At 69.1% G+C, this 24431-nt stretch carries 21 protein-coding genes; 3 read left to right on the top strand and 18 right to left on the bottom strand.

Features of this window, described 5'->3' with window-relative positions; translation table 11 throughout:
- Nucleotides 1-115: 115 nt before the first annotated feature.
- Both ABT025_RS12635 and ABT025_RS12630 read right to left on the bottom strand, forming a co-directional pair.
- The gene (locus ABT025_RS12635) at nucleotides 116-850 is read right to left on the bottom strand and encodes an ABC transporter ATP-binding protein (protein WP_350992952.1); all 735 of its coding nucleotides are present in this window, start codon (nucleotides 848-850) and stop codon (nucleotides 116-118) included.
- 227 nt (nucleotides 851-1077) lie between these two features.
- Nucleotides 1078-2100 carry a multicopper oxidase domain-containing protein gene (locus tag ABT025_RS12630; protein WP_350992950.1) on the bottom strand — a complete coding sequence of 341 codons (1023 nt, stop codon included), beginning with the start codon at nucleotides 2098-2100 and terminating at the stop codon, nucleotides 1078-1080.
- Between the two features lie 199 nt (nucleotides 2101-2299).
- Between ABT025_RS12630 and ABT025_RS12625 the strand changes: the two genes are divergently transcribed.
- Together ABT025_RS12625 and ABT025_RS12620 are read left to right on the top strand one after the other, a co-directional pair.
- Complete coding sequence (locus tag ABT025_RS12625) at nucleotides 2300-4792, top strand: ThuA domain-containing protein (RefSeq protein ID WP_350992948.1); 2493 nt, start codon at nucleotides 2300-2302, stop codon at nucleotides 4790-4792.
- Between the two features lie 74 nt (nucleotides 4793-4866).
- Nucleotides 4867-7026: an OmpL47-type beta-barrel domain-containing protein gene (locus ABT025_RS12620; RefSeq protein ID WP_350993045.1), complete on the top strand. Its 2160-nt coding sequence runs from the start codon at nucleotides 4867-4869 to the stop codon at nucleotides 7024-7026.
- Between the two features lie 15 nt (nucleotides 7027-7041).
- On the opposite strand, the gene ABT025_RS12615 is transcribed toward ABT025_RS12620, so the two are convergent.
- Nucleotides 7042-8157: an ABC-2 transporter permease gene (locus tag ABT025_RS12615; RefSeq protein ID WP_350992946.1), complete on the bottom strand. Its 1116-nt coding sequence runs from the start codon at nucleotides 8155-8157 to the stop codon at nucleotides 7042-7044.
- On the bottom strand, nucleotides 8154-9164 hold the full coding sequence (gene ligD, locus ABT025_RS12610) for a non-homologous end-joining DNA ligase (RefSeq protein ID WP_350993043.1): 1011 nt from the start codon (nucleotides 9162-9164) through the stop codon (nucleotides 8154-8156). Before ligD ends, ABT025_RS12615 begins: the two co-directional genes overlap by 4 nt.
- 97 nt (nucleotides 9165-9261) lie before the next feature.
- On the opposite strand from ligD, the gene ABT025_RS12605 reads away from it, so the two are divergent.
- Nucleotides 9262-10326 (top strand): ATP-dependent DNA ligase, encoded by a 1065-nt coding sequence (locus tag ABT025_RS12605; RefSeq protein ID WP_350992944.1) that lies wholly within the window; start codon nucleotides 9262-9264, stop codon nucleotides 10324-10326.
- 14 nt (nucleotides 10327-10340) lie between these two features.
- Here ABT025_RS12605 and ABT025_RS12600 read toward each other — a convergent pair whose 3' ends face one another.
- The 14 genes from ABT025_RS12600 to ABT025_RS12535 all read right to left on the bottom strand — a co-directional run bounded on the left by ABT025_RS12600 (nucleotide 10341) and on the right by ABT025_RS12535 (nucleotide 23831).
- A complete protein-coding gene (locus ABT025_RS12600; RefSeq protein ID WP_350992942.1) occupies nucleotides 10341-11612 on the bottom strand; it encodes a lytic transglycosylase domain-containing protein in 1272 nt (423 codons plus the stop codon).
- A 21-nt stretch (nucleotides 11613-11633) separates the two neighbouring features.
- Nucleotides 11634-12383, bottom strand: a complete 750-nt coding sequence (locus ABT025_RS12595; protein WP_350992940.1) for a hypothetical protein — start codon at nucleotides 12381-12383, stop codon at nucleotides 11634-11636.
- A 59-nt stretch (nucleotides 12384-12442) separates the two neighbouring features.
- Nucleotides 12443-12973 carry an Rv1363c family protein gene (locus tag ABT025_RS12590; protein ID WP_502971932.1) on the bottom strand — a complete coding sequence of 177 codons (531 nt, stop codon included), beginning with the start codon at nucleotides 12971-12973 and terminating at the stop codon, nucleotides 12443-12445.
- 92 nt (nucleotides 12974-13065) lie between these two features.
- Nucleotides 13066-13782 carry a hypothetical protein gene (locus tag ABT025_RS12585; protein ID WP_350992938.1) on the bottom strand — a complete coding sequence of 239 codons (717 nt, stop codon included), beginning with the start codon at nucleotides 13780-13782 and terminating at the stop codon, nucleotides 13066-13068.
- Nucleotides 13779-14300: a hypothetical protein gene (locus tag ABT025_RS12580; protein ID WP_350992936.1), complete on the bottom strand. Its 522-nt coding sequence runs from the start codon at nucleotides 14298-14300 to the stop codon at nucleotides 13779-13781. The genes ABT025_RS12585 and ABT025_RS12580 overlap by 4 nt, the downstream gene beginning before the upstream one ends.
- The gene (locus ABT025_RS12575; protein ID WP_350992934.1) at nucleotides 14297-15559 is read right to left on the bottom strand and encodes an MCE family protein; all 1263 of its coding nucleotides are present in this window, start codon (nucleotides 15557-15559) and stop codon (nucleotides 14297-14299) included. Before ABT025_RS12575 ends, ABT025_RS12580 begins: the two co-directional genes overlap by 4 nt.
- Nucleotides 15559-16713 (bottom strand): MCE family protein, encoded by a 1155-nt coding sequence (locus ABT025_RS12570; RefSeq protein WP_350992932.1) that lies wholly within the window; start codon nucleotides 16711-16713, stop codon nucleotides 15559-15561. The genes ABT025_RS12575 and ABT025_RS12570 overlap by 1 nt, the downstream gene beginning before the upstream one ends.
- The gene (locus ABT025_RS12565) at nucleotides 16710-17825 is read right to left on the bottom strand and encodes an MCE family protein (protein ID WP_350992930.1); all 1116 of its coding nucleotides are present in this window, start codon (nucleotides 17823-17825) and stop codon (nucleotides 16710-16712) included. Before ABT025_RS12565 ends, ABT025_RS12570 begins: the two co-directional genes overlap by 4 nt.
- A gap of 1 nt (nucleotide 17826) precedes the next feature.
- The gene (locus ABT025_RS12560) at nucleotides 17827-18846 is read right to left on the bottom strand and encodes an MCE family protein (RefSeq protein ID WP_350992928.1); all 1020 of its coding nucleotides are present in this window, start codon (nucleotides 18844-18846) and stop codon (nucleotides 17827-17829) included.
- Complete coding sequence (locus ABT025_RS12555; RefSeq protein ID WP_350992926.1) at nucleotides 18843-19874, bottom strand: MCE family protein; 1032 nt, start codon at nucleotides 19872-19874, stop codon at nucleotides 18843-18845. Before ABT025_RS12555 ends, ABT025_RS12560 begins: the two co-directional genes overlap by 4 nt.
- Complete coding sequence (locus tag ABT025_RS12550; protein ID WP_350992924.1) at nucleotides 19871-21184, bottom strand: MCE family protein; 1314 nt, start codon at nucleotides 21182-21184, stop codon at nucleotides 19871-19873. The genes ABT025_RS12555 and ABT025_RS12550 overlap by 4 nt, the downstream gene beginning before the upstream one ends.
- Nucleotides 21184-21987 carry an MlaE family ABC transporter permease gene (locus ABT025_RS12545; RefSeq protein ID WP_350992922.1) on the bottom strand — a complete coding sequence of 268 codons (804 nt, stop codon included), beginning with the start codon at nucleotides 21985-21987 and terminating at the stop codon, nucleotides 21184-21186. The genes ABT025_RS12550 and ABT025_RS12545 overlap by 1 nt, the downstream gene beginning before the upstream one ends.
- A gap of 3 nt (nucleotides 21988-21990) precedes the next feature.
- A complete protein-coding gene (locus ABT025_RS12540) occupies nucleotides 21991-22839 on the bottom strand; it encodes an MlaE family ABC transporter permease (protein WP_350992920.1) in 849 nt (282 codons plus the stop codon).
- Entirely contained in the window at nucleotides 22836-23831 is a 996-nt protein-coding gene (locus ABT025_RS12535; protein ID WP_350992918.1) for an ABC transporter ATP-binding protein, read from the bottom strand. Before ABT025_RS12535 ends, ABT025_RS12540 begins: the two co-directional genes overlap by 4 nt.
- Nucleotides 23832-24431: the final 600 nt, after the last annotated feature.

The raw sequence follows: 24431 nt of genomic DNA, 5'->3' as shown, positions 1-24431 counted from the left end.
GAAGGGAATGTTTACAGAGACGGCGCTCGGAGAACACCGCCCTCACGCACGACTTGATCGAATCGTGACCGGATTTCGGTGCATCAACACCGGAATGCGGCGCGCAGGCCGTGGGTCAGACGTGCTCGACGATGTGGCCGTCGTTGAGTTCGAGCACCCGGTCGGCCAGACCCAGCAGCTGGGCGTCGTGCGTGGCGACCAGCGCCGTCACGCCCTCGGCCCGCACCACGGCGCGCAGCAGCTCCATCACCGCCAGCCCCGTCTCCGCGTCCAGCTGGCCCGTCGGTTCGTCGGCGATCAGCAGGGCGGGCCGATTGGCGAGTGCGCGGGCAATAGCGACACGTTGCTGCTGGCCACCGGAGAGCTCACCGGGCCGCTGCTCCGCGTGTTCGGTGAGTCCGACCAGCGCGAGGAGCAGTTCGACCCGCTCGTCGCGCTCCTTCGGATCGGTTCTGCGCAGGCGCATCGGCACACCGACGTTCTCGGCGGCCGTCAGGATCGGGATCAGGCCGAAGGACTGGAAGATGAAGCCGATCCGGTCGCGGCGCAGCTCCAGCAGACCGTCCTCACCGAGGTCCGTCAGATCGGTGCCGCCCACGGTGACGCGGCCCTCGTCGGGGGCGTCGAACCCGCCGACCAGGTTGAGGAGTGTCGTCTTGCCGGAGCCCGATCTGCCCTTGAGCGCGACCAGCTCACCGTGCGCCACGTCGAAGGAGACGCCGCGCAGGGCGTGGACGGCGGCGGCCCCTGAGCCGTAGGAACGATGCAGGTTCTCCACCCGCACCATGGGCTGCCCGTCGCCGCCCGCCGCGAAGGTGGTGCCGGAGTGCGCGCTGATGCTCTCTGCCATGAAGGGTCCCCCGTACGGAATCGGTCCGGCCCAGTATGTTCAGGGGCGTGCGTCCGGGCAACGCCGGGGGCCGCCGGAAGTCCTGCGGCCGCGGTGGGCCCGTCCGGCACCGGATGACGCGGCCGTGCGGTACATGAGGAACTCCGGTGCGGTGCAGCCCCGGAAGGCCGCACCGCACCGGAGGTCTTCGCCACGGTCGCGCCCGGCGAGCGCCGGCGACCTCGTGATCAGTCCACCTGGTGGCCCTCGTGCGCCGACGCCTTCGCGGAGGGATCCACCTCCGGCGATGACCCCATGGCATGCCCCTCGTGCCCCGGCACCGTGCCGTCCGCCTTGGCGACCAGCAGCATTCCAGCCATGCCCATGTCGGAATGGCTCTGCACATGGCAGTGGTACATCCAGGCCCCGGCGCCCACGTGTTCACCCGCGATGACCTGGAAGCCGAAGGAGTCCGCAGGCCCGACGATCTTCGTGTCGATGACCCGGCTCGGGTCGTCGGGCCCGGTCAGCAGGCCCGTACGGTTGTCCGCCCAGCGGTGACCGTGGACATGGAACGTGTGGTAGTACTCGCCGTGCGTGATCATGACGACTTCGAGCCGGTCCCCCACCGTGGCCTCGAAGTCCGGGCTCTTGCCGGCGGGCTTGTTGTTGATCGTCATGTCGTTGAAGACGATCGTGATGGTCTTGTCGGGCAGGATGTCGCCCTTGCGCCGGACGATCACCGGCCCGTACAGCCCCTTGCGGATGCCGCCCGTGCCGTGGTCCGTGCCGACGACGTGGTCGTGGTAGTGCCAGTAGCCCGCACTTCCCGGCTGCCAGGTGCCGTCCTTGCGCCGGCCCGGGGCGTGGGTGCGCCAGGTGTACGTGCGGGTCTCGCCCGGTTCGACGATGCTCCGGTTCATCCGGGTGCCGTCGCTCGCGATGTCGTAGTCGACGCCGTGCGCATGGAGGCTGGCTGCCACGTCCATCGTGTTCTCGAACTCGATGTGCAGGGTGTCGCCCTCGTTGATCTCGATCAGCGGTCCGGGAACCGACGCCTTGCCCTTCTCGAATCCGTACCCCATCGAGCCGTCCGCCAACTTCTCTGCGTACAGCTTGAGATGGCGCACCGCCCCTCCCGCAGGTGCTGTCGGGGGCGGATTCTCCGCCGAGGTGGCCTCGATCGCACCGAGGGACAACGATGTCACGCCGGTCGCCGCCACCACCCCGCCACCCATCAGAACCCGCCGGTTGAAGCTCCTTCGGTCCATGTCGAACTCCCCACTGTGGGACGGATGTTGCGGAGATCGGGCCATACCGTAGCCCGGCGGGCTTCGTTTATCCACACTAAGGACAAAGTTGGTGTCATTGCTGCCATAGCTATTGGCGAGTCGCGAAAAGAGGTCTAGCTTCATGCGCTGTTGCAGTGACCGAAGCTGTTGCAGCGACCAAAGAGGGGTGGGTGACCACATGCAGCGCACACCACATCACAGGTCCGGATCGCGACGCGGACTTGCGGCGGCCGTGGCGGCCGGCGCATTGACCGCATCCCTGCTCGGCGGCAACGTCGCCAGTGCCGGAACGGATCCCGGCGCACCGGAATCCATGGCGACAACGTTGTCCCTGCCGTCGCCACCGGGCGGCGCCAACGTCAAGGTGCTCGTCTTCCATGCCTCCGCCACCGAGGAGTCCCCGACGGTCGACGCCGGAATCGCGGCGATCGAGAGGATCGGGCTCACCGGGCCGGAAGCAGGCCGCTTCAAGACCGTGGCGTCCGACGACCCGGCCGTCTTCACCAACGGCAAGAAGCTCGGCACGTACAACGCCGTGGTCTTCCTGACGGGTGGCGGTGACGTCCTCGACCCGGAGCAGGAGGCCGGCCTCGAGGCGTACATGGAGGCCGGCGGCGGCTTCCTCGGCATCCACGACGCGGCGCGCACCGAGCCGTACTCGGACTGGTTCACCGGACTGGTCGGAGCGCGTCCGGCGGCCGGCAGCCCCACCACCGTCCAGCGTGCCACGGTGGAGATCGGCGACCGGCAGCACCCGGCGACGAAGAACCTGCCGCTGGAGTGGAAGCGCCCGGACAAGTGGCTGAACTGGAAGGACAACCCGTCCGGCGACGTGCACACCGTGGCCCGGGTCCGGGAGATCACGTACAAGCCGGGCACGAGCGCCAACGGCTGGGACCACCCGGTCTCCTGGTGCCGTGACTACGACGGCGGCCGGTCCTTCTACACCGCCATGGGCGGTACGGCCGACAGCTTCGCGGAGGCCGACTTCCGGGACCACCTGCGCGGCGCGCTCGACTGGACGACCCGGATCTCGCAGGCAGACTGCAAGGCGACGATCACCTCCAACTACACGGCCGAGAAGGTCACTCGGCCCAACCAGCCGGGCAAGAACGACCAGATCGGCGAACCCCACGGCCTGGTGACCGCCCCCGACGGGCGTGTCCTGTACATCGGCCGCGGCGGCGCCGACAGCAGCGTGCCGGTCGTCACCGACTGGAGCGACCCGAACGTCGGCAAGGGCCTGGGTGAGATCCACGTCTACGACCCGAAGACCAGGCAGGTCACCCTCGCCGGTGCGCTGACCGTCTTCGGCAACAAGGGCGGCGGCGACGAGCTGATCAAGGTCGAGGAGGGGCTGCTCGGCATCGAGCTCGACCCCGGCTTCGAGAAGAACGGCTGGGTGTACCTGCACTACACACCCCACGACAAGCTCAACCGCGACAGGCAGATGGCGGTCCGTCAGGTCTCCCGTTTCACCCTCGACCCGGCGACGAACAAGCTGGACCTGTCCTCCGAGAAGGTGCTGCTGCACTGGCCGGTCCAGGTCCACAGCTGCTGCCACGCAGGCGGCGGCATGGCGTGGGACTCCAAGGGCAACCTGTACATCGCGACCGGCGACAACAACTCCTCCGGTTTCAGCGACGGTTACTCGGGCAACAACCCGCAGCCGAACTACAAGGGCGTCTCGTTCGCCGACGCCCGCCGCACCGCGGGCAACACGAACAACCTCAACGGGAAGATCCTGCGGATCCACCCCGAGGACGACGGCACCTACACGCTCCCCGAAGGCAACCTCTTCACCGGCAAGGAGCCTGACGAGGGCGGCGGCAGGACCCGCGGTGAGATCTATGTGATGGGCGTGCGCAACCCGGCCCGGATCTCGATCGACAAGTCGACCGACACGCTGTACGCGGGCTGGGTCGGACCCGACGCGGGTGCCCCGAGCACCACCTGGGGCCCGGCCAAGTACGACACGTTCGCCGCGATCACCCAGGCGGGCAACCACGGCTGGCCGTACTGCATGGGCAACAAGCAGCCCTACCGGGACCGCAATCTGCCCGATCCGAGCAAGCCGCTCGGCTGGTACGACTGCGACCACCCCAAGAACGAGTCGCCGAACAACGACGGCCTGGTGAAGCTGCCGCCGATCACCTCCAACACCATCTGGTACTCACCGCAGGGCGGTGGCGTGGACTACCCGCGCGACGGCAACGGCATCCCGAGCTACAAGGTGGAGGACCAGAAGGAGCTCCTCCCCTGGCTCAAGGGCGGCGGCCAGGCCACCATGAACGGCCCGGTCTACCGGTACGACGCGGCGAGCACCAGCGCCGACAAGTGGCCCTCGTACTGGGACGGCAAGTGGTTCGTCGGTGACTTCTACGACGACACACAGCCGCGGCACGCGGTGCTCACCGACCCGAAGACGGTCGGCAAGGGCGGTCTGCCCACACACGCCGAGTCGCTGAAGGAGATCATCCCGGTGGGCGCCGACGGCATCCGGAACCTGATGGACTGGAAGTTCGCGCCGGACGGTTCGCTGTACGTCCTGGACTACGGCCGCGGCTTCTTCACCTCCGACTCCAAGTCCGCGCTGTGGCGCGTGACGTACAAGGGCGGCGCACCGACCCCGGCCGTCAAGGATCTGGCCAGGAAGGCGGCAGTGCAGTGAGTCACCGTTCGAGCTTCTTCCGAAGGCGGTCGCGGCCCGCGAGGCTGTGGCTCGCGCTGCTGGGATCGTTCCTGATGGTGCTGGGGCTGACGTCGACGGCGGCATACGGCCGTACGGCCGCCCCGGCGGACGCGGCGGCCGACCAGGTGCTGACCTGGACGGCCGGCAATCCCATCGACCACTACCTCTCCGCGCCGAAGACGGCGGTGGCCGGCAGGGCGACCATCGTGTTCGAGAACAGTGAGGCGACCGGGAACACCACCGGTATGCCGCACACGCTGACGTTCAGCGTGTCGGACCCGGAGTTCAACAACGACGTCCCCCTGAACCTGCTGGCCAACCCGGGCGACGACCAGGGCGGCAAACAGACCGCGGAGGTCACGCTCACCCCCGGCCGGTACTTCTACCACTGCACGATGCCCGGGCACGAGGCGATGCAGGGCATCCTGACCGTCACCGACGGGGGCGGTGGTGAGGACACCACCGCGCCCGAGACCTCGGCGAAGGTCGACGGCGACAAGAACGCCGACGGCGCGTACATCGGTCAGGCCACCGTCACCCTCGCCGCCACCGACGCGGGTTCGGGCGTCGACACCGTCGAGTACGCGGTCGGGGCGGACGGCGCCTGGCAGCCGTACACCGTGCCGGTCGTGGTGAACGAGGTCGGCTCGCACCTCATCCGCTACCGCGCCACCGACAAGGCGGGCAACGCCGCCGCCGAGAAGACGGCCGAGTTCGCGGTCGTCGCTCCGCCGACGGACGACACGACCGCTCCCGAGACCTCGGCGACCGTGTCCGGGGAGAAGGACGACCAGGGGCAGTACCTGGGCATGGCGACGGTCACCGTCACCGCGTCCGACACCGGTTCGGGCGTCAACACCATCGAGTACGCCCTCGGGGCGGACGGCGCCTGGCAGACGTACACCGGTCCCGTCATGGTGCACGAGGTGGGGGCGCAGCACGTCCGCTACCACGCCACCGACAAGGCGGGCAACGCCGCCGCCGAGAAGGCGGTGGAGTTCACCGTCGTCGAGCCGCCGACGCAGGACACGACGGCGCCCGAGACGTCCGCGAAGGTCGAGGGCGACAAGAACTCGGACGGCGCCTACCTCACCAGCGCCAGGGTGACGGTCACCGCGACCGACGCCGACAGCGGGGTGGACAAGGCCGAGTACTCCCTGGACGGCGGCCCTTACCTCGCCTACACGGCGACCGTCGTCGTCGACCGGATCGGCTACCACACGGTCGCCCACCGGGCCACGGACAAGGCGGGCAACACCTCCGAGGCCAAGCAGGTGTCGTTCACCGTCGCGCAGAGCGGCGGCGTACCGGCGCCGAACTGCCCGGAGTTCGACGAACGCCTCACGGTCATCGTGGGCACCGTCGACACCGGGGTCCCCAACCGCATCACCGGCAACCGCTGCACGATCAACGAGCTGATCGAGGACGAGAAGGACTGGTCGTCGCACGCGCTGTTCCTCAAGCACGTCGACAAGGTCCTCGACAAGCTGCTCTCCGCCGGGGTGATCGACGCCCGCGAGCACAAGAAGATCTACAAGGCGGCCAAGCAGTCCGGAATCGGCGAGCCGGGCCAGGACGAGGGGTACCGCAAGCTCTTCGACGGCACGGCCGCCTCGCTCGCCAAATGGCAGCAGGTGGGCGGCGGGCAGTTCGCGCTCAACGAGGCTGACAGCTCGATCACCAGCTCCACCACGGTCGACGGCATGGGCATGCTGTGGTTCCCGGAACGCCAGTACGGGGACTTCTCGCTGAAGCTCCAGTGGCGGGACGACGCCCCCGGCACGGGCAACGCCAACGGCGGAGTGTTCGTCCGCTTCCCGAACGTCCACGACAATCCGGAGGAGCCGAATCCGGAATGGGTCGCCATCAAGTACGGCCATGAGATCCAGGTCAACGACCGGCCGGACGGCGACATGTACAAGACCGGGTCCGTGTACGGATTCGACCGGGTGGGCCTCGCAGGCGCCGGTGTCACGCCCAAGGGCACCTGGAACGACTACGAGATCCGGGTGGTGGACCAGCACTACTCGGTCTACCGCAACGGTGTCCTGCTCAACGAGTTCGACAACACCGGCGGGCAGGTCTTCGAGCCGCCGCGGGGTGACGACCCGGGCACCGACGGCCGGCGGTACGCCTCCGGCTACATCGGGCTCCAGGTCCACAGCACCTCGGACGTGATCTCCTACCGGGACATCCGGATCCAGGAGCTCTGACCGGACCGCTCGGGATCAGGTGGCAGCGGCCGCGTGCTGAGGCATGTGGCCGCTGCCTTCCGCCTGCCGGTGGCTCCGCACCCAGAAGACGGTGCCGGAGACCAGGGCCCAGCACGCGAGCACCAGGAACGGGAAGAGCCGCTGATGCCCCTGGTAGTACACGGCGGTGTGCTGGGCGCTGACGGAGGCTCCGGGCGGCAGCCAGCGTCCGATGTGCCCGAGCACCGAGGGCAGCAGCGGCCAGGACACCGCTCCGCCGGAGGACGGGTTTCCCAGGAGCACCATCAGTCCCCAGGTCGGGATCATCCCCCATCGCCCGAACAAGCTGTTGAACATGAGGAAGACCATGCCCGAGGTGAACATCGTGAGCGCCAGGATCATCCAGGACTCGAAGAACGGCAGATCGACGGCGCCCAGCAGCCAGTCCACCACTGCGGCGATGCAGAATCCGCCGAGCAGCGCGTAGGCGACCGTGAACGCGATCCGTTCCAGCGGGGTCAGGCCCTTGGCGTTCACGTTCAGCTGGATGGAGCCGACGAAACCGATGATGACCGCGGCGAGCGAGATGTAGAAGAGCGCCAGTCCACGGGGATCGCCCTTGTGGAGCGGCTTGACGTCCCTGACGGCGACCGGCACGCCGAGGGTGTCCCCCACCCTCACCGCGGACTCCGTGAGCACCTGGGCGACGGCCGCCCCGGAGGCACTCGCCACGTCGAGAGCCACGCCTCGGCTGCCGGACCGCACGATCGCGAAGACCTTCTGGTCCTCCAGGGCCTCGCGCGCCGCTGCGGGGGTCGCGAAGACATGGATGACGAGGGAGGCGTCCAGGGCCTTGTCCATCGCGGCCACGAACTCCCTGCCGCGGGTCGTGTCCGGCTGGCTGACCACGGCGGTCGGAATCCGGTGCGGCGTCGGGTTCGCCATGGCGTACGTGTAGGACCCGGCGAAGAGCCCGGCAGCAGCCGCGAGGATGAACACCAGGACCGTCGCCGGGAAGTAGGGCGACTTCTTGTACGCCGCCCACTTCTCGCCCCGGGTCGGCGGCCTGCCGTGCGCCCCGTGGGCGTCCTCGTGGTGTGCCCCGTGAGCCTCCCCGTGATGCGCCTCGGGCTCCTGACCGGATGTGCTCATGCGTCGCCGTCCTCGTCATGGCGGGCGCGGCTGGGCTGCACCCGCTTCGGCTCGCCCGGCATCTTCGGGTACTCCGGCGGGTAGGGCATGTCACCGGGGCCGCCGTCGCTCTCGTGCCGGTCGGCGAGTTCCAGCAGCGCGTCGAGCCGGAAGGCCTCCTGGTCCATGTCCGCGTGCACATCGCCCTGTTCCGCGTACCGCACCGGCATCGTCCGGATGTCGAAGTCGCGGGGTTCGGCGTCCTCGATCTCCTCCCAGCGCAGCGGCGCCGACACCGGGGCGTGCGGACGGGGCCGTACGGAGTAGGCGGAGGCGATCGTCCGGTCGCGGGCGGTCTGGTTGTAGTCGACGAAGATGCGCTCGCCGCGCTCCTCCTTCCACCAGGCGGTGGTCACCCGATCGGGCATCCGGCTCTCCAGCTCGCGCCCCACCGCGATGGCCGCTCGCCGGACCTCGGTGAACGTCCAGCGCGCCTCGATGGGGACGAAGACGTGGATGCCGCGGCCGCCGGAGGTCTTGGGCCAGCCGCGCAGCCCGTACTCGTCCAGTACGGAGCGCAGCTCGACGGCCGCCCGGACCGCGTCGGCGTAGTCGGTTCCGGGCTGCGGGTCGAGGTCGATGCGCAGCTCGTCGGGATGATCGGTGTCCCCGCCGCGTACGGGCCACGGGTGAAAGGTGAGGGTTCCGAGGTTGGCCGCCCAGATGACGGCGGCCACCTCGGTGGGGCAGATCTCGCTGGCGGAACGGCCGCTCGGGAAGGCGATCTCGGCAGTGGGGATCCATTCGGGGAGGTTCTTAGGCGCCCGCTTCTGGTAGAAGAACTCACCCTCGACGCCGTCCACGAACCGCTGGAGGGTGGTGGGCCGGTTGCGCAGGGCACGGATGATCCCGGGACCCACGGCCAGGAAGTACTCGGCCACGTCCCTCTTGGTGTAGCCCTTCTCCGGGAAGTAGATCTTGTCCGGATTGGACAGCCGTACGGCCCGTCCCGCCGCTTCCAGCTCCACCGCTCTGCCCGCTGCTGCCATGTCGGCCACGGTAGGCGGGGCGCACATATGCCGCATATCGGAGGACTCCGATCGCCTTGCGGTCCACAATCGGAGCATGGATCTGCCGGTGATGCCGCCCGTGAAGCCGATGCTCGCGAAGTCCGTGAAACGGATCCCGCCCGGGATGCAGTACGAGGCGAAGTGGGACGGCTTCCGGGCGATCGTGCACCGGGACGGCGACGAGGTGGTGATCGGCAGCCGCACCGGCAAGCCTCTCACCCGCTACTTCCCGGAACTGGTCACCGCGGTCCGGGAGAATCTTCCGCCGCGCTGTGTCGTCGACGGCGAGATCGTGATCGCGTACGACGGCCGGCTGGACTTCGACCGCCTCAGTGAGCGCATCCACCCCGCCGACTCCAGGGTGCGGCTGCTGGCCGAGCAGACTCCGGCGAGTCTCGTGGCGTTCGACCTCCTCGCGCTGGGCGACGACTCGCTCCTGGACACGCGGCAGTCGGACCGGCGCACGGTGCTGGAGGCCGCGCTCGCCGATGCCTCGCCCCCGGTCCATCTCGCGCCTTCGACCACCGATGCGGCCGTGGCCCAGGAGTGGTTCGAACGGTACGAGGGTGCGGGCCTCGACGGGGTCGTCGCCAAACCGCTCGATCTGCCGTACCGGCCGGACACCCGCGCGATGTACAAGATCAAGCACGAGCGCACCGCCGACTGCGTGGTGGCGGGCTACCGCTTCCACAAGAGCGGCCCGGTCGTCGGCTCACTGCTGCTCGGCCTGTACGACGAGCGGGGCGCCCTTCAGCACGTCGGCGTCTGCGCCGCCTTCCCGATGAAGCGCCGCGCTGAGCTGGTCGCCGAGCTCGAACCCCTGGTGACCGATGTCGCCGGGCATCCGTGGGGGGCCTGGGCGGACGCCGAGGCCCACGGGAGTGCCCGGATGCCCGGCGCGCCGAGCCGCTGGTCGGGGAAGAAGGACATGTCCTGGGTGCCGGTGCGACCGGAGCGGGTCTGCGAGGTGGCGTACGACCACATGGAGGGGGACAGGTTCCGGCACACCACCCAGTTCCGCAGGTGGCGGCCGGACCGCACCCCCGACGGCTGCACCTACGCGCAGCTGGAGGAAGTGGTGCGGTACGACCTGGCCGAGGTGCTGCGGGCGGGCAGCTGACCGTTCCGCCCGGGTCAGGCGGTGGCCGGCGGCGCCGAATCAGTGGCGCAGGGCTCCCCGGTGTCCGTCGGGTCGGGCGACGGCGTCTCCCCGGTCCCCGTGGTGTCCGTCGGCTCCGGCGAGGCGGTGTCCGTCGGGTCCGGCGAGGCGGGGTCCGTCGGGCAGCCCGAGCCCCCCGGACCGGGCGGCGTGGTGGTCGGGTCGGGGGTGGTGGTCGGGTCAGGGGTCGTCGTGGGGTCCGGGCCGGCGGAGCCGGTGTCGGTGGGGTCGGGGGTGGTGCCCGGATCCGTGGAGCCGCCGGGGTCCGGGGAATCCGTGCCGCCCGGTGAGGGGCTCGCGCCCGGGCCCTGGGTGCCCGGTGTCGTCGGACGCGTGGAAGGACTGGGCTGCGGGCCGACCTCGATGCCGCCGCCCCCCGTGCCCGGCCCGCCCACTGGGTGCTTGGGCTCGTTCGGACTGCCGGCACCCGGGCTCTTGGGAACCGGGCCCTTGCCGTCGGGCACCGCATGGATGCCGTGGCGGTAGAACTCCAGCCAGGAGAGCACGGTACGCAGATACGTGTCCGAGTGGTTGTAGCTCAGGATCGCCCGGTCGAGGTCGGCGCGCACCGTCAGATCGCGTGTGCCGGCGCAGAGGTAGGCCCCGGCGGCCAGGGACGCGTCGTAGATGTTGCTCGGGTCGCTGCGGCCGTCGCCGTTGCCGTCCCTCGCCCAGTGCGCCCAGGTCGAGGGGATGAACTGCATGGGGCCGACCGCCCGGTCGTAGGTCCTGTCCCCGTCGTATTTGCCGCCGTCGGTGTCGGGGATGTTCGCGAACCCGGCACCGTTGAGCACCGGCCCCAGGATCGGGGAGAGCGTCGTGCCGTGGGCGTCGACCCGGCCGCCGCCCGCGTGTCCGGACTCGACCTTGCCGATCGCGGCCAGTAACTGCCACGGCAGCCGGCAGCCCGGGTCACTGCGCCCCAGCGCGCTCTCCGCCTTGCGGTAGGCGGCGAGCACCGTGGACGGAATTCCCGCCTCGGCCCACGACTGGACGGCTGTCTTGCTCCGCTTGGCGCCGGGCTTCGGCGGCTCGGGGCTCTTCAGGGGCGGGAGTTCGGTGTGGTAGGAGTCGTCGTTGGGTACCTCCGACCACTTGACCCCCTCCGCCTCCGCCTCCGTCTTCTGCTTCGGTGTCTCCTCGTGCGCGACGAGTCCCGGTGCCTGGGACGCGGTGAGCGCCGCCATCGCGGCGACGGCTGCTGCGGTGCCGCCGATGCCGCGGCGCATGGTGCCGTTGAACCTCATGCGTGCTCTCCTCTCCCCGGGTCACCGGGTGAACGTGTCGATGGCGGATATCCGCCAGGTTCCGCCCCGGCGAACAGCGTCCACGGCGAACATCGCCGCCGCGTATGTGGTCTCCTCCGCCTTGCCAGTACGGGTGTTGCTCTGATCGGCGAAGATGATCAGCCGGGCCCGGTCGCCGTCGAGCACCTCCACGCCGCTCTCGGTGACGGTGGTGGTGAGGACGAGCTTCTGCTTGGGCGCCTGCGCACGCACCTCGGCGAGCATGTCCTCGTGCTGCTGGACCGCCTTGCCCGTCAGGAACTTCTTCACCGCGGCATCGGCCTTGGCGGGCGAGGCGTAGTTGTACGAGAACACCGCGCCGACGGCCTCGGTGATCTGCCCCTTCACCTCGCTGGTGCGGCTGATGTCGGTGAGTGCGGTGTTCTGCCGGCTCGGGTCGTCGTCCAGGCTTGCGGCCGAGGTGAACGCCCAGGCGGCGAAGGCGCCGAGGAGGACGGTCGCGGCGCACAGCACGGCGGGCAGCCGGATCCGGAGACGGGGTGGCCGGCCGGGGCGTGGTTCCTTCGCCTCCGGCTCCTCCTGCGCTTCCGCCTCGTCGGCCACGGATTCGTCCGCGGCGGACTCCTCCGCGACGGATTCGCCCGCGCCTGATTCGCCCGTGACGGTCTCGGGCTCCGCGGGCTTGCGTACGGGGGCGGGCGCGGCGGTGCGTTCGGCGGCGACGGTGGCCAGGCGGCGCTGCCGGTTGACGAGGTGACGGGTCGTCGACATGTCCGGGGTCCTCTCGGTGCGGGGTGGAGTCGGTGGTGTCAGGGCCGTCGGGCGGCCTCTCAGCCGGCGGTGTTCCCGACGGGCGCCTGACCGAGGGCGCTGAGTTTCCACCCCTCGGAGGTGCGGGTGAGCTGCCCCAGCATCCGGCTCTCCTTCACCGCGGGCTTGCCCTTGGGCGCGGTCACGGTCACCCTCAGCGCCACCATCACTCCCGCCTTGCCGGCCCGGTCGTCGAGCTCGGTGACCGCACCGGACAGCACCTTGGCCGTACTGACGGTCTTCGCTACCTGGATCTGCTTCACGAACCCGTCACGTCCGTCGACGAGTTGCTGGTGCAGGTCCCCGGTGGTGGAGTCCTCCCAGCTGTCGAGCCCCTTGGCCAGTTGCTCGTGATCGAGCGTGTTCATGTTCTGGACGGCCTGCTCCCCGGCGGCCAGCACATCGTCGCGGGCCTGGGCGTACGCCGCCGAGTTGTCGTGCTCCGCCTGGTACCAGGACACCCCGCCCCAGCCCGCGGCACCTGCCGCCGCGACCGTCAGCACGATCGCCGCCGCCACCAGCGGATTCCTCGTCATCCGTACCCGTGCCATCGCTGCCTCTCCCTGCCGGCCGGTCTGTGCCGTGCTGTGTGGTTCTTCCGTGCTGTGGTGCGCTACTCCGTACCCGCGCCTGTACCGGGCCGCTATCGGGAGGTGATCTCGACGATCGTCCAGCGGTCGTCCCGCAGTTGGGCGGTGACGGAGAGCTGCGCGGCCGCTCTGCTGGCGGCCTTGCCCTTGCGCTCGTAGACCTGGTCCAGGAAGACGAGCAGATGGGCGCTGTCGTGGGTCAGCCGGGTCACTCCGGCACGGACGACATGAGTGGTGAGGGTGAGCTTCTGGTCGGCGGCCTGCTTCTCCACCTGGCCGAACAGTGCCGCGTACTGCTGGAGTGCCTTGCCGGCGAGGAGCTGCTTCGCGGACTCCTTGGTGACGCCGGTGGCCTCCGGACTGTAGGAGAAGACCTTGCCGAGTGCGTTGGTGACGTCTCCCGCGACGCGGGTGGTGGCCTCGCTGTCGGTCAGCGCCCTGTTCGAGGTGGCGGGGGTGTCGCGCAACTGACGCCCCGCGGCGAAGAGTCCGCCGCCGGCGACGAGCAACGCGGCGATCATTACCCCGGCCACGACGCGCAGCGTCCGACGGCCCGCACCGGGATCCGGCTCGTCCTTGCCGGTACCCGGCTCACCGTCCGCCGGAATGCCGTCCGCAGCCTCGTCCTCGCCGGCACCCCGCTCACCGTCCGCCGAAATGCCCTCCGCGGGCTCGTCCCCCGACGCCTGTGCCGCCGCGGCGTCGAGGCCCTCGACGTCTTCCACATCCGTGCCGGTGGTCACGACCGCCGCCCCTCCCTGTCGCTTCATGTGCCGCTCCCCACCGCGATCGCCGTGAGCGCCTTGACCTTCCAGCCGCCCGCGGTCCGGGCGAGGGTGGCCTCGAAGCGCTTGCGTTCGGTGCCGCCCTTGCCGGTGCGCGGGGTGACCTCGACGTCGACGGTCGCGATCATCTCGGCGGTGCCGGTCCGTTGGTCGAGGGCTGTCAGCGCCGCGTCGGTGACCTTTCCGCGCGCCGTGGAGCCGGACTTCGTCAGGTCACTCGCGTCCTTGCTCCGGGTGCGCTTCAGCTGTTCGTGGAGCGGACCGGTCGAGGAGTCGAGCCAGGCCCCGAGTCCGGTGTCCACGCTTGTGGCGTCCTTGCCGTCCAGGCTGTTGAGCAGGGCGAGGTACCGCTTCCCGTCGGCAAGTGCGGTGTCCCGGCTCTTGGCGTACGCCAGGTCGTCGTCACCGCGCGCCTGTGCGTACGACCAGCCGCCGAGTGCGCAGATCAGTACGGCGGCAAGCAGGACGGCCCAGCCGCTCAGGGTCCTCGTACGGGCGGTCATGATCCGCCTCCCTGCCCGAGACCCAGCAGACCGGCCATGCCGTCGGAGGCAGGGGCCGTGTCGGCGGGGACTCCGAGTGCGCCGGGAAGGCGCTTCTCCGCGGCGTCCGACAGGAGCATGGATCCCGGCTTCGCCGGTGCGGGCAGCGCCCCGCCCTTCGGGGCGTTCGCGCTGCCGCGGACGTTGATGCCGGTTCCGGGTGACGAGGCGCAGCGGGCCTTGGTGTTGAGTGCGGGACCGGCCGTGACATCGAGGCCGTTGCGGTAGGTCGTGGCGCCGTAGCCCGAGGTGCAGGGCAGCGGCTCGAAGAAGGTGACCGACATGCCGAACCGGGCGCCGTTCTCGTCGACCGCGCTGGAACCCGCCGCCACGACGGCGGGGAGCTTCACGAGCAGTTCCTCCAGCCCGCGCTGCCGGGTGACGGCGATGTCCGAGGTGGTGAGGAGGTTGGCCACGACGACACCGAAGCTCGGGTCGAGGTCCCGCAGCAGTCCGCTGATCTGACTGGTCGCGTCGGGGGCGGCCGCGATCAGCTTGCGCAGGTCGGTGTCGGATCCCTTGAGCTCGGCGGCCAGTTCCTTGGCGCCGGAGGCGAAGCCCTTGAGGGCTTCGCCCTGTTCGGCCTGGGTGCGCAGTACGGTCTCGCCGTCGACCATCAGCCGGGTGTTGACGGGCAGTGCGTCATCGGCTGCCTGGACGAAGTCGCTTCCGGTGTCCAGCAGCACCTGGAGGTCGTCGCCGCGTCCCTCGAAAGCGGTGCCGAACTCGTCGACGACTGTGCGCAGCGATTCGAGGTCGACGGAGCCGGCGAGGTCGTCGACGCTCGTGAGGACGTCGGTGACGGGCGCCGGAACGGTCGTGTCGGCCTGGTCGATGACCGAGCCGTTCGCCAGGTACGGGCCCTCGGTACGGGTGGGCCGCAGATCGACGTACTGCTCGCCGACCGACGAGAGGTTGGCGACGACGGCCTTCAGCCCGTCCGGGATGGGCGGGGCGTCCTTCTCGATGCGCAGTTCGGCCTCCACCCCGTCGTCGGTGAGCTCGATCGGTCCGACCCGGCCGACCGAAACGCCCCGGTAGGTGACGTTGGAGTGGGTGAACAGTCCACCGGTTCGCGGGAGCTGGACCTTGACGGTGTAGTAGCTGCGCATGCCGATGTAGTGACCGAGGTCGGCGTAGCGGACGCCCAGGTAGCCGAGGACGAGGACCGCGATGATCAGGAAGGCGATGTTCTTGAGCCGGATGGCCGTGGTGATCATCAGCTGCTCCCCTTGGTGCTCGATGTGACCGAGGGAAGGGGCAGCGGCAGGGCCGAGCCGGACTTCAGGGCGGTGCTGCCCGATGGAGCCGCGGGTGCGGTGCCGGCCGGGTCGAGCGGCGGAATGATCTGTGTGCCGGGCATGGCCGTCACATCCAGGTAGACGTTGAGGTAGTCGCCCTTCACCCCGCGCAGTACCTCGTCCGTGAACGGATAGGTGAGCAGCACCTGAAGGGAGTCGGGCAGGTCCTGGCCGGAGTCGGCGAGGGCCTGGAGGGTGGGGGCGAGTGCCTTGAGGTCGGCGATCATGTCGGCCTTGCTCCTGTTGACCGTGTCGACGGCGACGGTGGACAGCGTGTCGAGCGAGCGGAGCATGGTCATGAGCGATCCGCGCTGCTTCTCCAGGACCTTCATGCCGGGGCTGAGCCCGGTGAGGACCGTGCCGACGTCCTGCTTGCGGGTGGCGAGGGTGGCGGAGAGGCGGTTGACCCCGTCGAGGGCGTCGGTGATGTCCCCCTTGTGCCCGTCCAGGTTCGTCACGAGGGTGTTGACCCGCTTGAGCATGGAGCGGACCTGGGGTTCCTGCCCGGCGAGTGCCTTGTTGAGCTCGGTGGTGATGGTCTTGAGCTGGTTGATGCCACCGCCGTTGAGGAGCATCGACAGGGCGCCGAACACCTCCTCGACCTCCGGGTTCCGGTTGGTCCGCGTCAGCGGGATGCGGTCCCCGTCGGCGAGTGCCCCCCGGGCGGTACCGGCGGCCGGCGGGGAGAGCTGGATGTACTTCTCGCCGAGGAGGCTGGACTGCTCCAGGTGCGCGTACGCGTTCGCGGGCAGCTTGATCCTCCCGTTGACCCGCATGGTGACCTTGGCGTTCCAGCTGCCCGAGGCCAGGGAGATCTTGGTGACCCGGCCGACGGCCACGTCGTTGACCTTCACCGAGGACTGCGGGGCGAGGCTGAGCACGTCCGCGAACTCGGCGGTGATCTCGTACGGATGGTCGCCGAGGTCCGCGCCGCCCGGCAGGGGTATCTGGTCGATGCCGGTGAACGTCGGCAGGTCGACCGTGGTGGCGATCAGGGCCAGACCGACGCCCACGGCGAGCACGGCGGCTACGCCGGTCGTACGGGCGCCGGGCCGGCGCAGCGCGCGGCTCATCGCTTCGCCCCCTTCTTCTGCGTGGCGGACTTCTCGGGGGTCCCGTAGACGGTGCCCACCGCGGGCAGCGGCAGCGCGGGCAGTGCCTTCTGCCGGGCCGCGTCCACGGGTGAGAGGCCGGACAGTGCGGCGGACGCTTCGGTGAGCGGTCCGCCCATGGAGAGTTCGTTGAGGTTGGTGCGGCCGTTGAGGGTGCGGTTCGCCGGGTCGTACGCGTTGATCACGTTGGTCGCGGCGAGCGGCAGCGTGTCCATGGCTTCGGCGAGCGAGGCGCGCTGGTCCACCAGGGTCTGGGTGATCGGCACCAGTGCGTCCACGTTCGCCTTCAGGGCGCCGCGGTTCTCCTTGATGAAGGTCTTGACCTGGCCGAGAGCCGTGCCCAGCTCCTTCAGGGCGGCGCTGAGGTTCTTCTTGTCGTCGGCGAGGAATCCGGTGACGGAGTTGAGCTGTTGTTCGGCGGCGCGGACGTTGCCGTCGTTGTCCTTCAGCATGGTGGTGAACGTCTGCAGGTAGGAGAGGGTGTCGAAGAGGTTGCCGCTGCTCTTGTCGAGCGTCTTCGTCGCCTTGCCGAACTGTTCGATGGAGTCGCCGATGGCCTTTCCGTTGCCGTCGAGGTTCTTCGCGCCGGTGTCCAGGAGTTTCGCCAGGGCGCCATCGGCGTTGGCCCCGTCGGGGCCCAGTGCGGTGGAGAGCTCCGTGATGGACGCGTAGAGCTGATCGACCTCGACCGGGGTGGCGTTGTTCATGGCCGGCAGTTCGGCCTCGTCCGCCAGCACCGGCCCCCCGTCGTACGCGGGGGCGAGCTGGACGTACCGGTCGGCGACCAGGCTGGGGGCGACGACGACGGCGTGCGCGCCCTTGGGCACCTTGACACCCTTGTCGACGCGGAGCCTGACCTTGACCTCCTTGCCCTGCGGCTGCACCGATTCGACCCGTCCGACCTTCACTCCGAGGATCCGCAGGTCCGATCCGGCGTACACCCCGGTGGCCTGGTCGAAGTAGGCGGTGACGGTCGTCGTTCCCTCCTCGTCCATGGCCATCACCCCGGTGGTGGCCGCAACGGCCACGACGGCGAGTCCGGCGCCGATGCCGACGATGCGCGTGAGTCTCATGTCAGCGGCCGCCTTGCTGCTTGGGTGGCATGCATCCGGTCGCCGGAGGTGTGCCTGCGGGCAGGTAGTCCTTGGGGACGACCCCGCAGACGTAGTTGTCGAACCAGCGGCCGCTGCCGAGCGTGTTGCCCACGAGCCGGTTGTACGACCCTGCCAGCGACAGCACCTTGTCGAGGCTCTTGCGGTTCTTCACCAGGACGGCGGTGACCCGGCCGAGCGAGTCGAGCGTCGGCTTCAGCTGCTTGTTGTTGTCCGCGACGAGACCGGTGAGCTGGGTGCCCAGGTCCCGGGTGCCGGTGAGCAGCAGATGGATGGAGTCGCGACGGGCCTGGATCTCGCCGAGGAGCAGGTTGCCGTCCTTCAGCAGGGTCTCGAAGCTGCTCTTCTTGTTGGCGAGGGTCTTGGTCAGCTGCTTGCTGCCCTTGAGGAGCGTGGCCAGTTGGGCGTCCCGTTCGGAGACCGTTCTGGAGAGTGCGGAGAGCCCGTCGGCGGCGCTCTTCACGTCGGGGGGCGAGTCCTTGAAGGTGGCGGAGATCGTCTCGAAGCTCTTGGCGAGCTGCTGGGTGTCGATCTCCCCGATGGTCTCTCCGAGGCCGTTGAACGCCTGGGTGACGTCGTACGGGGAGGTGGTGCGGCTTGCGGTGATGCGGGCGTCCGGGTCCTGGGGCCCGGTGCCGAGCGGGTCGACGGCGAGGTACTTCTCGCCGAGGAGGGTCTTGATGGCGATGCCGACCGTGGAGGAGTTGCCGATCCAGGCGTCCTTGACCCGGAAACTGACCTTGACCTTCGCGCCGTCGAGAGAAACGCCGGTGACCTCGCCGACCTTGACGCCGGCGATCCGCACCTCGTCGCCCTCGCCGAGGCCGGCGGACTCGGTGAAGTCGGCGGTGTAGGTGGTGCCGCCGCCGATGAAGGGCAGCGAATCGGCGCGGTAGGCGCCGAAGCCGAGAAGGGCCAGGACGAGGAGTCCGACGATGCCGACGGCGACGGGACTGCGATCCCGCAGGGGTCTGATTCTCATGCCAGGCACCTCGGCTGGGTGATCGTGATGCCGGTGGGCGGGGCGCTGCCGTCCTCGGTCGTCACGCCGCTGACCTTGGCTTCGCAGAGGTAGAGGTTGAGCCAGGAGCCGTACGAGGCGAGGCGGCTGATCGCCTCCATCTTGGCCGGCGTCTTCTTCAGCATGTTCTCGATCTGCGGGGAGCCCTTGTCCAACTGGTCCGACAGCCGCCCGAGCTGCTTGATGTCCTCCTTGAGCGGCTTGCGGCCGTCCTGGAGCAGGTCGGCGGTGACCGTGGTGAGGGCGCCCATCGCGGTGACCGCCTCTCCGAGCGGTTTACGGTCGCCGGAGAAGCCCGTGACGAGTTCCTGGAGCGTGTCGACCAGGTCGTCGAAGCCGGCTTCCCGGTCGTTCACGGTCTTCAGCACTGTGTTGAGGTTCTTGATCACCTCACCGATCACCTTGTCCTTGGCCGCGACCGTGCTGGTCAGGGAGCCGACGTGCTGGAGGATGCTGTCGACGGTGCCGCCCTCGCCCTGGAGCACCTGGACGATGGAGCCGGCGAGCTGGTTGACGTCGGGCGGCGACAGTCCTTCGAAGAGCGGCTGGAAGCCGTTGAAGAGCTGGGTCAGGTCGAGCGCCGGCGTGGTGCGGGAGAGCGGAATGGTCGCTCCGGCGGCGAAGCTCCGGCCGACCGGTCCCGCGCCCTGGTCGAGGTCGACGTAGCGCTGGCCGACCATGTTGAGGTACTTGATCGAGGCGGTCACCGAGGCGGGGAGGCTGCGCCCCTTGCGGACGGCGAAGCCGACCTCGGCAAGCCGCTTGTCGGCGACCTCTATGGACTCGACCTGCCCGACCTTGACCCCGGCGATCCGGACGCTGTCGCCGACGATCAGGCCGGTGGCGTCGGTGAACCTGGCCTTGTACGTGGTGGTGTCGCCGACCCCGGTATTGGCGATCGACAGCCCCAGGACGGTGGTGGCGAGCACGGTCACCACGATGAAGACGATCGATTTCGCGAGCGGTCCCGCGAGGGAGCGGCGCTTCACTTGAGCTTCACCTCCGCACCGCGGAAGGCCGGACCGATGAGCACGCTGCTCCAGTCGGGCAGGGTCTGCGGCTGGACTTTCAGTGAGGGAGCGACCAGCTCGTTGACGAGCCGGCTCTCCTGCGGGGAGTTGGGCATGCCGAGTGCGGTGTCCTGGGCCGTGGGCGCGGTGGCGGTCTGCTCCGTGGCGTCCGCCCGGTCACCGGGAGCGGGCGAGCCGGCGGCCCGCCCGGCGGCGGTCGGCTCGGCCGTCCCGACGTACGGCACGGAGTAGCAGTGCGGTCCGCCGGTGGCGTCGTAGACCGGAGTGTCCTTGCCGGGTACGTACTTTCCCTTGGATCTCACGGACTTGACGGTGACATGCAGGCCGGGCCGGTCCGTTCCCTTGCCGAGCGCCTTGTCCATCGCCGGGACGAATCCGGCCACGGTCCGCAGGGTGCAGGGGAATTCGTCGGAGTACTTCGCCAGAAGCTCCAGCGTGGGCCTGCTCGTGGCGGAGAGCCGGATCAGGTTGTCCTTGTTCTCCCGCAGGAACGAGGTGACGTCCTGCGCGGTGGCCGTCGTGGAGCCGTAGAGATCGGCGAGTTCCGCCTGCTGCTCGGCGATGGTGCCGCTGGTGGTGGTGAAGTCCGTGAGCGCGTCCAGGATGTCGGGGGCGGCGTCCCCGTACACCCTGGTCACCTTGACGAGTTCCTTGATGTCGGCGTTGAGCGTGGGGAGCTGGGGGTTGAACTTCTGGAGGTGCGCGTCGAGCGTGACGAGGGTGTCGCCCAGCTTCTCGCCGCGTCCCTGGAGTGCCTGGGAGACCGCGTTGAGGGTGGCGGAGAGCTTCTCCGGCTGTACGGCGGTCAGCAGGGGCAGGACGTTGTCGAGGACCTCCTCCAGCTCGATGGCGTTACTGGAGCGGTCCTGCGGGATGACGGCCCCGGCCCGCAGGGTCTGCGCGGAGGGTACAGCGGGCGGTACGAGCGCCACGAAGCGTTCGCCGAACAGCGTGGTGGGCAGCATCTGGGCCGTGACGTCGGCCGGGATCCGGTCGAGTTTGCCGGGCTGGATCGCGAGGGTGAGGCGGGCGCCCTCGCCGTCGGCCGCGATGTCGCGGACCTGTCCGATGACGACGCCGCGCAGCTTCACGTCGGCGTTGTCGTGCATCTCGTTGCCGACACTGCCGGTCCGGACGGTGACGGTGGCGTCGTCCGTGAACTCCTTCTCGTACACCGCGACCGACACCCAGATGAGCAGGGCGGGCACCAGCAGGAAGGCGACTCCGGCGAGCCGGCGGCGGGCCGAATCCGTGGTCCGGTTACTCATCAGCCGGCCACCTTCACGGTCGTCGTGGCGCCCCAGATGGCGAGCGAGAGGAAGAAGTCGGTGACGCTGATCAGCACGATCGCGTTGCGCACCGACCGGCCGACCGCCACGCCCACTCCGGCGGGTCCGCCGGAGGCGTGGAAGCCGTAGTAGCAGTGCGCGAGGATCACCATCACGCTGAAGATCAGCACTTTGAGCACCGACAGCAGGACGTCCTGCGGGGAGAGGAAGAGATTGAAGTAGTGGTCGTACGTGCCCGCGGACTGGCCGTTGAACAGGACGGTGACGTAGCGGGAGGCGAGGTACGAGGAGAGCAGCCCGATCGCGTACAGCGGGATGATCGCGACGACGCCGGCGATGATGCGCGTGGTGACGAGGTAGGGCATGGAGCGCACGCCCATGGCCTCCAGGCCGTCGATCTCCTCGTTGATCCGCATGGCGCCGAGCTGGGCGGTGAAACCCGCGCCGACGGTCGCGGAGAGCGCGAGCCCGGCCACGAGGGGGGCGATCTCACGAGTGTTGAAGTAGGCGGAGATGAACCCGGTGAAGGCGGCGGTGCCGATCTGGTTGAGGGCCGCGTACCCCTGGAGGCCGACGACGGTGCCGGTGGCGAGCGTCATCGCGATCATCACGCCGATGGTGCCGCCGACGACGCCGAGGCCACCGCTGCCGAAGGCGACTTCGGCGAGGAGCCGCTGCACCTCCTTGAGGTAGCGGCGCAGGGTTCTGGGGATCCAGACCAGGGCCCTCACGTAGAAGGTGAGTTGGTCACCGGATCGATCGAGCCAGCTGAGCATCGACATCGGTCAGCTCCCCTTCGCGGGGACGATCTGGAGATAGATCGCCGTGAGGATCATGTTCACGAAGAACAGCAGCATGAAGGTGATGACGACGGACTGGTTGACCGCGTCCCCGACCCCCTTGGGCCCGCCGCGCGGGTTGAGCCCGCGGTAGGCGGCGACGATGCCGGCGATGAACCCGAAGATCAGGGCCTTTATCTCGCTGATGTACAGATCGGGCAGCTGGGCGAGTGCCGAGAAGCTCGACAGGTAGGCCCCGGGGGTGCCGTGCTGCATGATCACGTTGAAGAAGTAGCCGCCGAGCGTGCCGACGACGGAGACGAGGCCGTTGAGCAGGACTGCGACGAGCATGGTGGCCAGCACCCGGGGGACGACCAGGCGCTGCACGGGCGAGACGCCCATGACCTCCATCGCGTCGAGTTCCTCGCGGATCTTTCGTGAGCCGAGGTCGGCGCAGATGGCCGATCCGGCGGCCCCGGACACCAGCAGCGCCACGATGATCGGGCTGGCCTGCTGGATGACCGCGAGGACACTGGCGCCGCCGGTGAACGACTGGGCGCCGAGCTGCTGGGTGAGGGAGCCGACCTGGAGGGCGATGACCGCGCCGAACGGGATGGAGACGAGAGCGGCGGGCAGGATCGTGACGCTGGCGACGAACCAGAACTGCTCGATGAACTCCCGCACCTGGAACGGCCGGCGAAAGGTCTCGCGGCACACGGTCCCGGCCAGGGTGAACAGCCTCCCGGTCTCGCGCAGCGGGGCGAACAACCGGGTCGGGCGTCTCTGCTCGGGGGCCTTGGCCGGCACCCGGTCCGCCGGCGGCTCGGGGGGCCGCACCGGCATGGGGGCCGTCACGGGCGCCCACCGCCCGCGGCAGGGCTGTAGCTGTTCAGGATGGCGGTACGGGCGGCCTCGGGCAGCTGCCCCATCATCGACATGACCCGCTCCCGGCGGCGCACGGCGCCCTGTCGTACCGGCAGGCCCGGCGAGGGCTCCAGCTGCGGGACGACGGTGCGCGGGGCGTTGGCCGAGCTGATGCCCCGTCCGTAGCCGTCCCGTTCCTCGGCGGCGAGGGTGGCTGCGTCCTTCTCCTCGGACATCCCGATGGGCCCTTCGCGGCGCCCGGCGAGGAACTGGGAGACGACGGGCAGATCGCTGGTGAGCAGCACCTCGCGCGGCCCGAAGGTGACGAGGTTGCGGCAGAACAGCATCCCCATGTTGTCCGGGACGGTGGAGGCGATGTCGAGGTTGTGCGTGACGATCAGCATCGTCGCGTCGATCTGCGCGTTGAGGTCGATCAGCAGCTGCGAGATGAACGCGGTGCGGACCGGGTCGAGTCCGGAGTCCGGCTCGTCGCAGAGAATGATCTGCGGGTCCAGGACGAGTGCGCGGGCCAGACCGGCCCGCTTGCGCATGCCGCCGGATATCTCGCCGGGCAGTTTGTCCTCGGCACCGAGAAGACCGACGATGTCGATCCGCTCCATGACGATCCGGCGGATTTCCGACTCCTTCTTGCGGGTGTGCTCACGCAGAGGAAAGGCGATGTTGTCGAAGAGGGACATCGATCCGAAGAGCGCACCGTCCTGGAACATGAGCCCGAAGAGTTTCCGGGTCTCCATGATCTGCCGCTCCGGGCTGTTCACCATGTCGACGCCGTTGATGAGCACGCGTCCCTGTTCGGGCTTGAGCAGCCCGATGATGGACTTCAGGAAGACGGTCTTTCCGGTGCCGGAGGGACCGAGCATCACACTCACTTCACCGGCAGGCAGGGTGAGGCTGACGTCCTGCCAGATGTTCTGCTTACCGAAGGATTTCGTGAGGCCTTCAACGACTACTTCGATTCCCATCGGCCCTCCCTCGACGTATCGGTGAACGAAGTCATCTGTCAGCGCTCCGGCTCTGAGAAATCCAATGGCGGCTCGTCACACATGCACCAGGAGGCGCACGTTATGTCCGCCGAAACCGCCAGGACAAGCCGTTGAACAGCGGAAATCGGCGAACCATGTGCTCGATGTGGATCACTTGTCACCAAGTGACAAAGCCGCTCACGGACTTTGTCGGAACCTGCGCAAGATCTCCGGCGTGCGGGGTGGGGTCCAACGGTCCGTGGGAGCCGGTGCAGTGGGACCCCGACAGCGGGAGCGCCGGCCCTGGACAGAGGGTTCGGGGCTGAGGCATTCCCGTTGCGGAATCCGGGTCAGGGGGCGCACGACCTGGACTCCACATGCGTCGAACGAACAGTCGCGGACGCATTCCCGCGCTGCCCACCCGGGACGCTACGGCTCGGTAACCTGCCTCCGCAATAGCGGTTCCCTAACTTTTTGCGCAAGTATGAACGGCGGGGCCATTTTTGTACGCCGGTGAGCAGACACCCTCACACGGCTATCGAGAAGTGAGCATTTACGGAGATCGAGGCGGCGACGGGACTTCCCGGATCACCTCCGAAT

This window comes from Streptomyces sp. NPDC002809, from assembly GCF_040295435.1.
Taxonomy (GTDB): domain Bacteria; phylum Actinomycetota; class Actinomycetes; order Streptomycetales; family Streptomycetaceae; genus Streptomyces.
The sequence above is the reverse complement of the archived record's forward strand: the minus strand, read 5'-3'. Positions and strand labels throughout refer to the sequence as shown.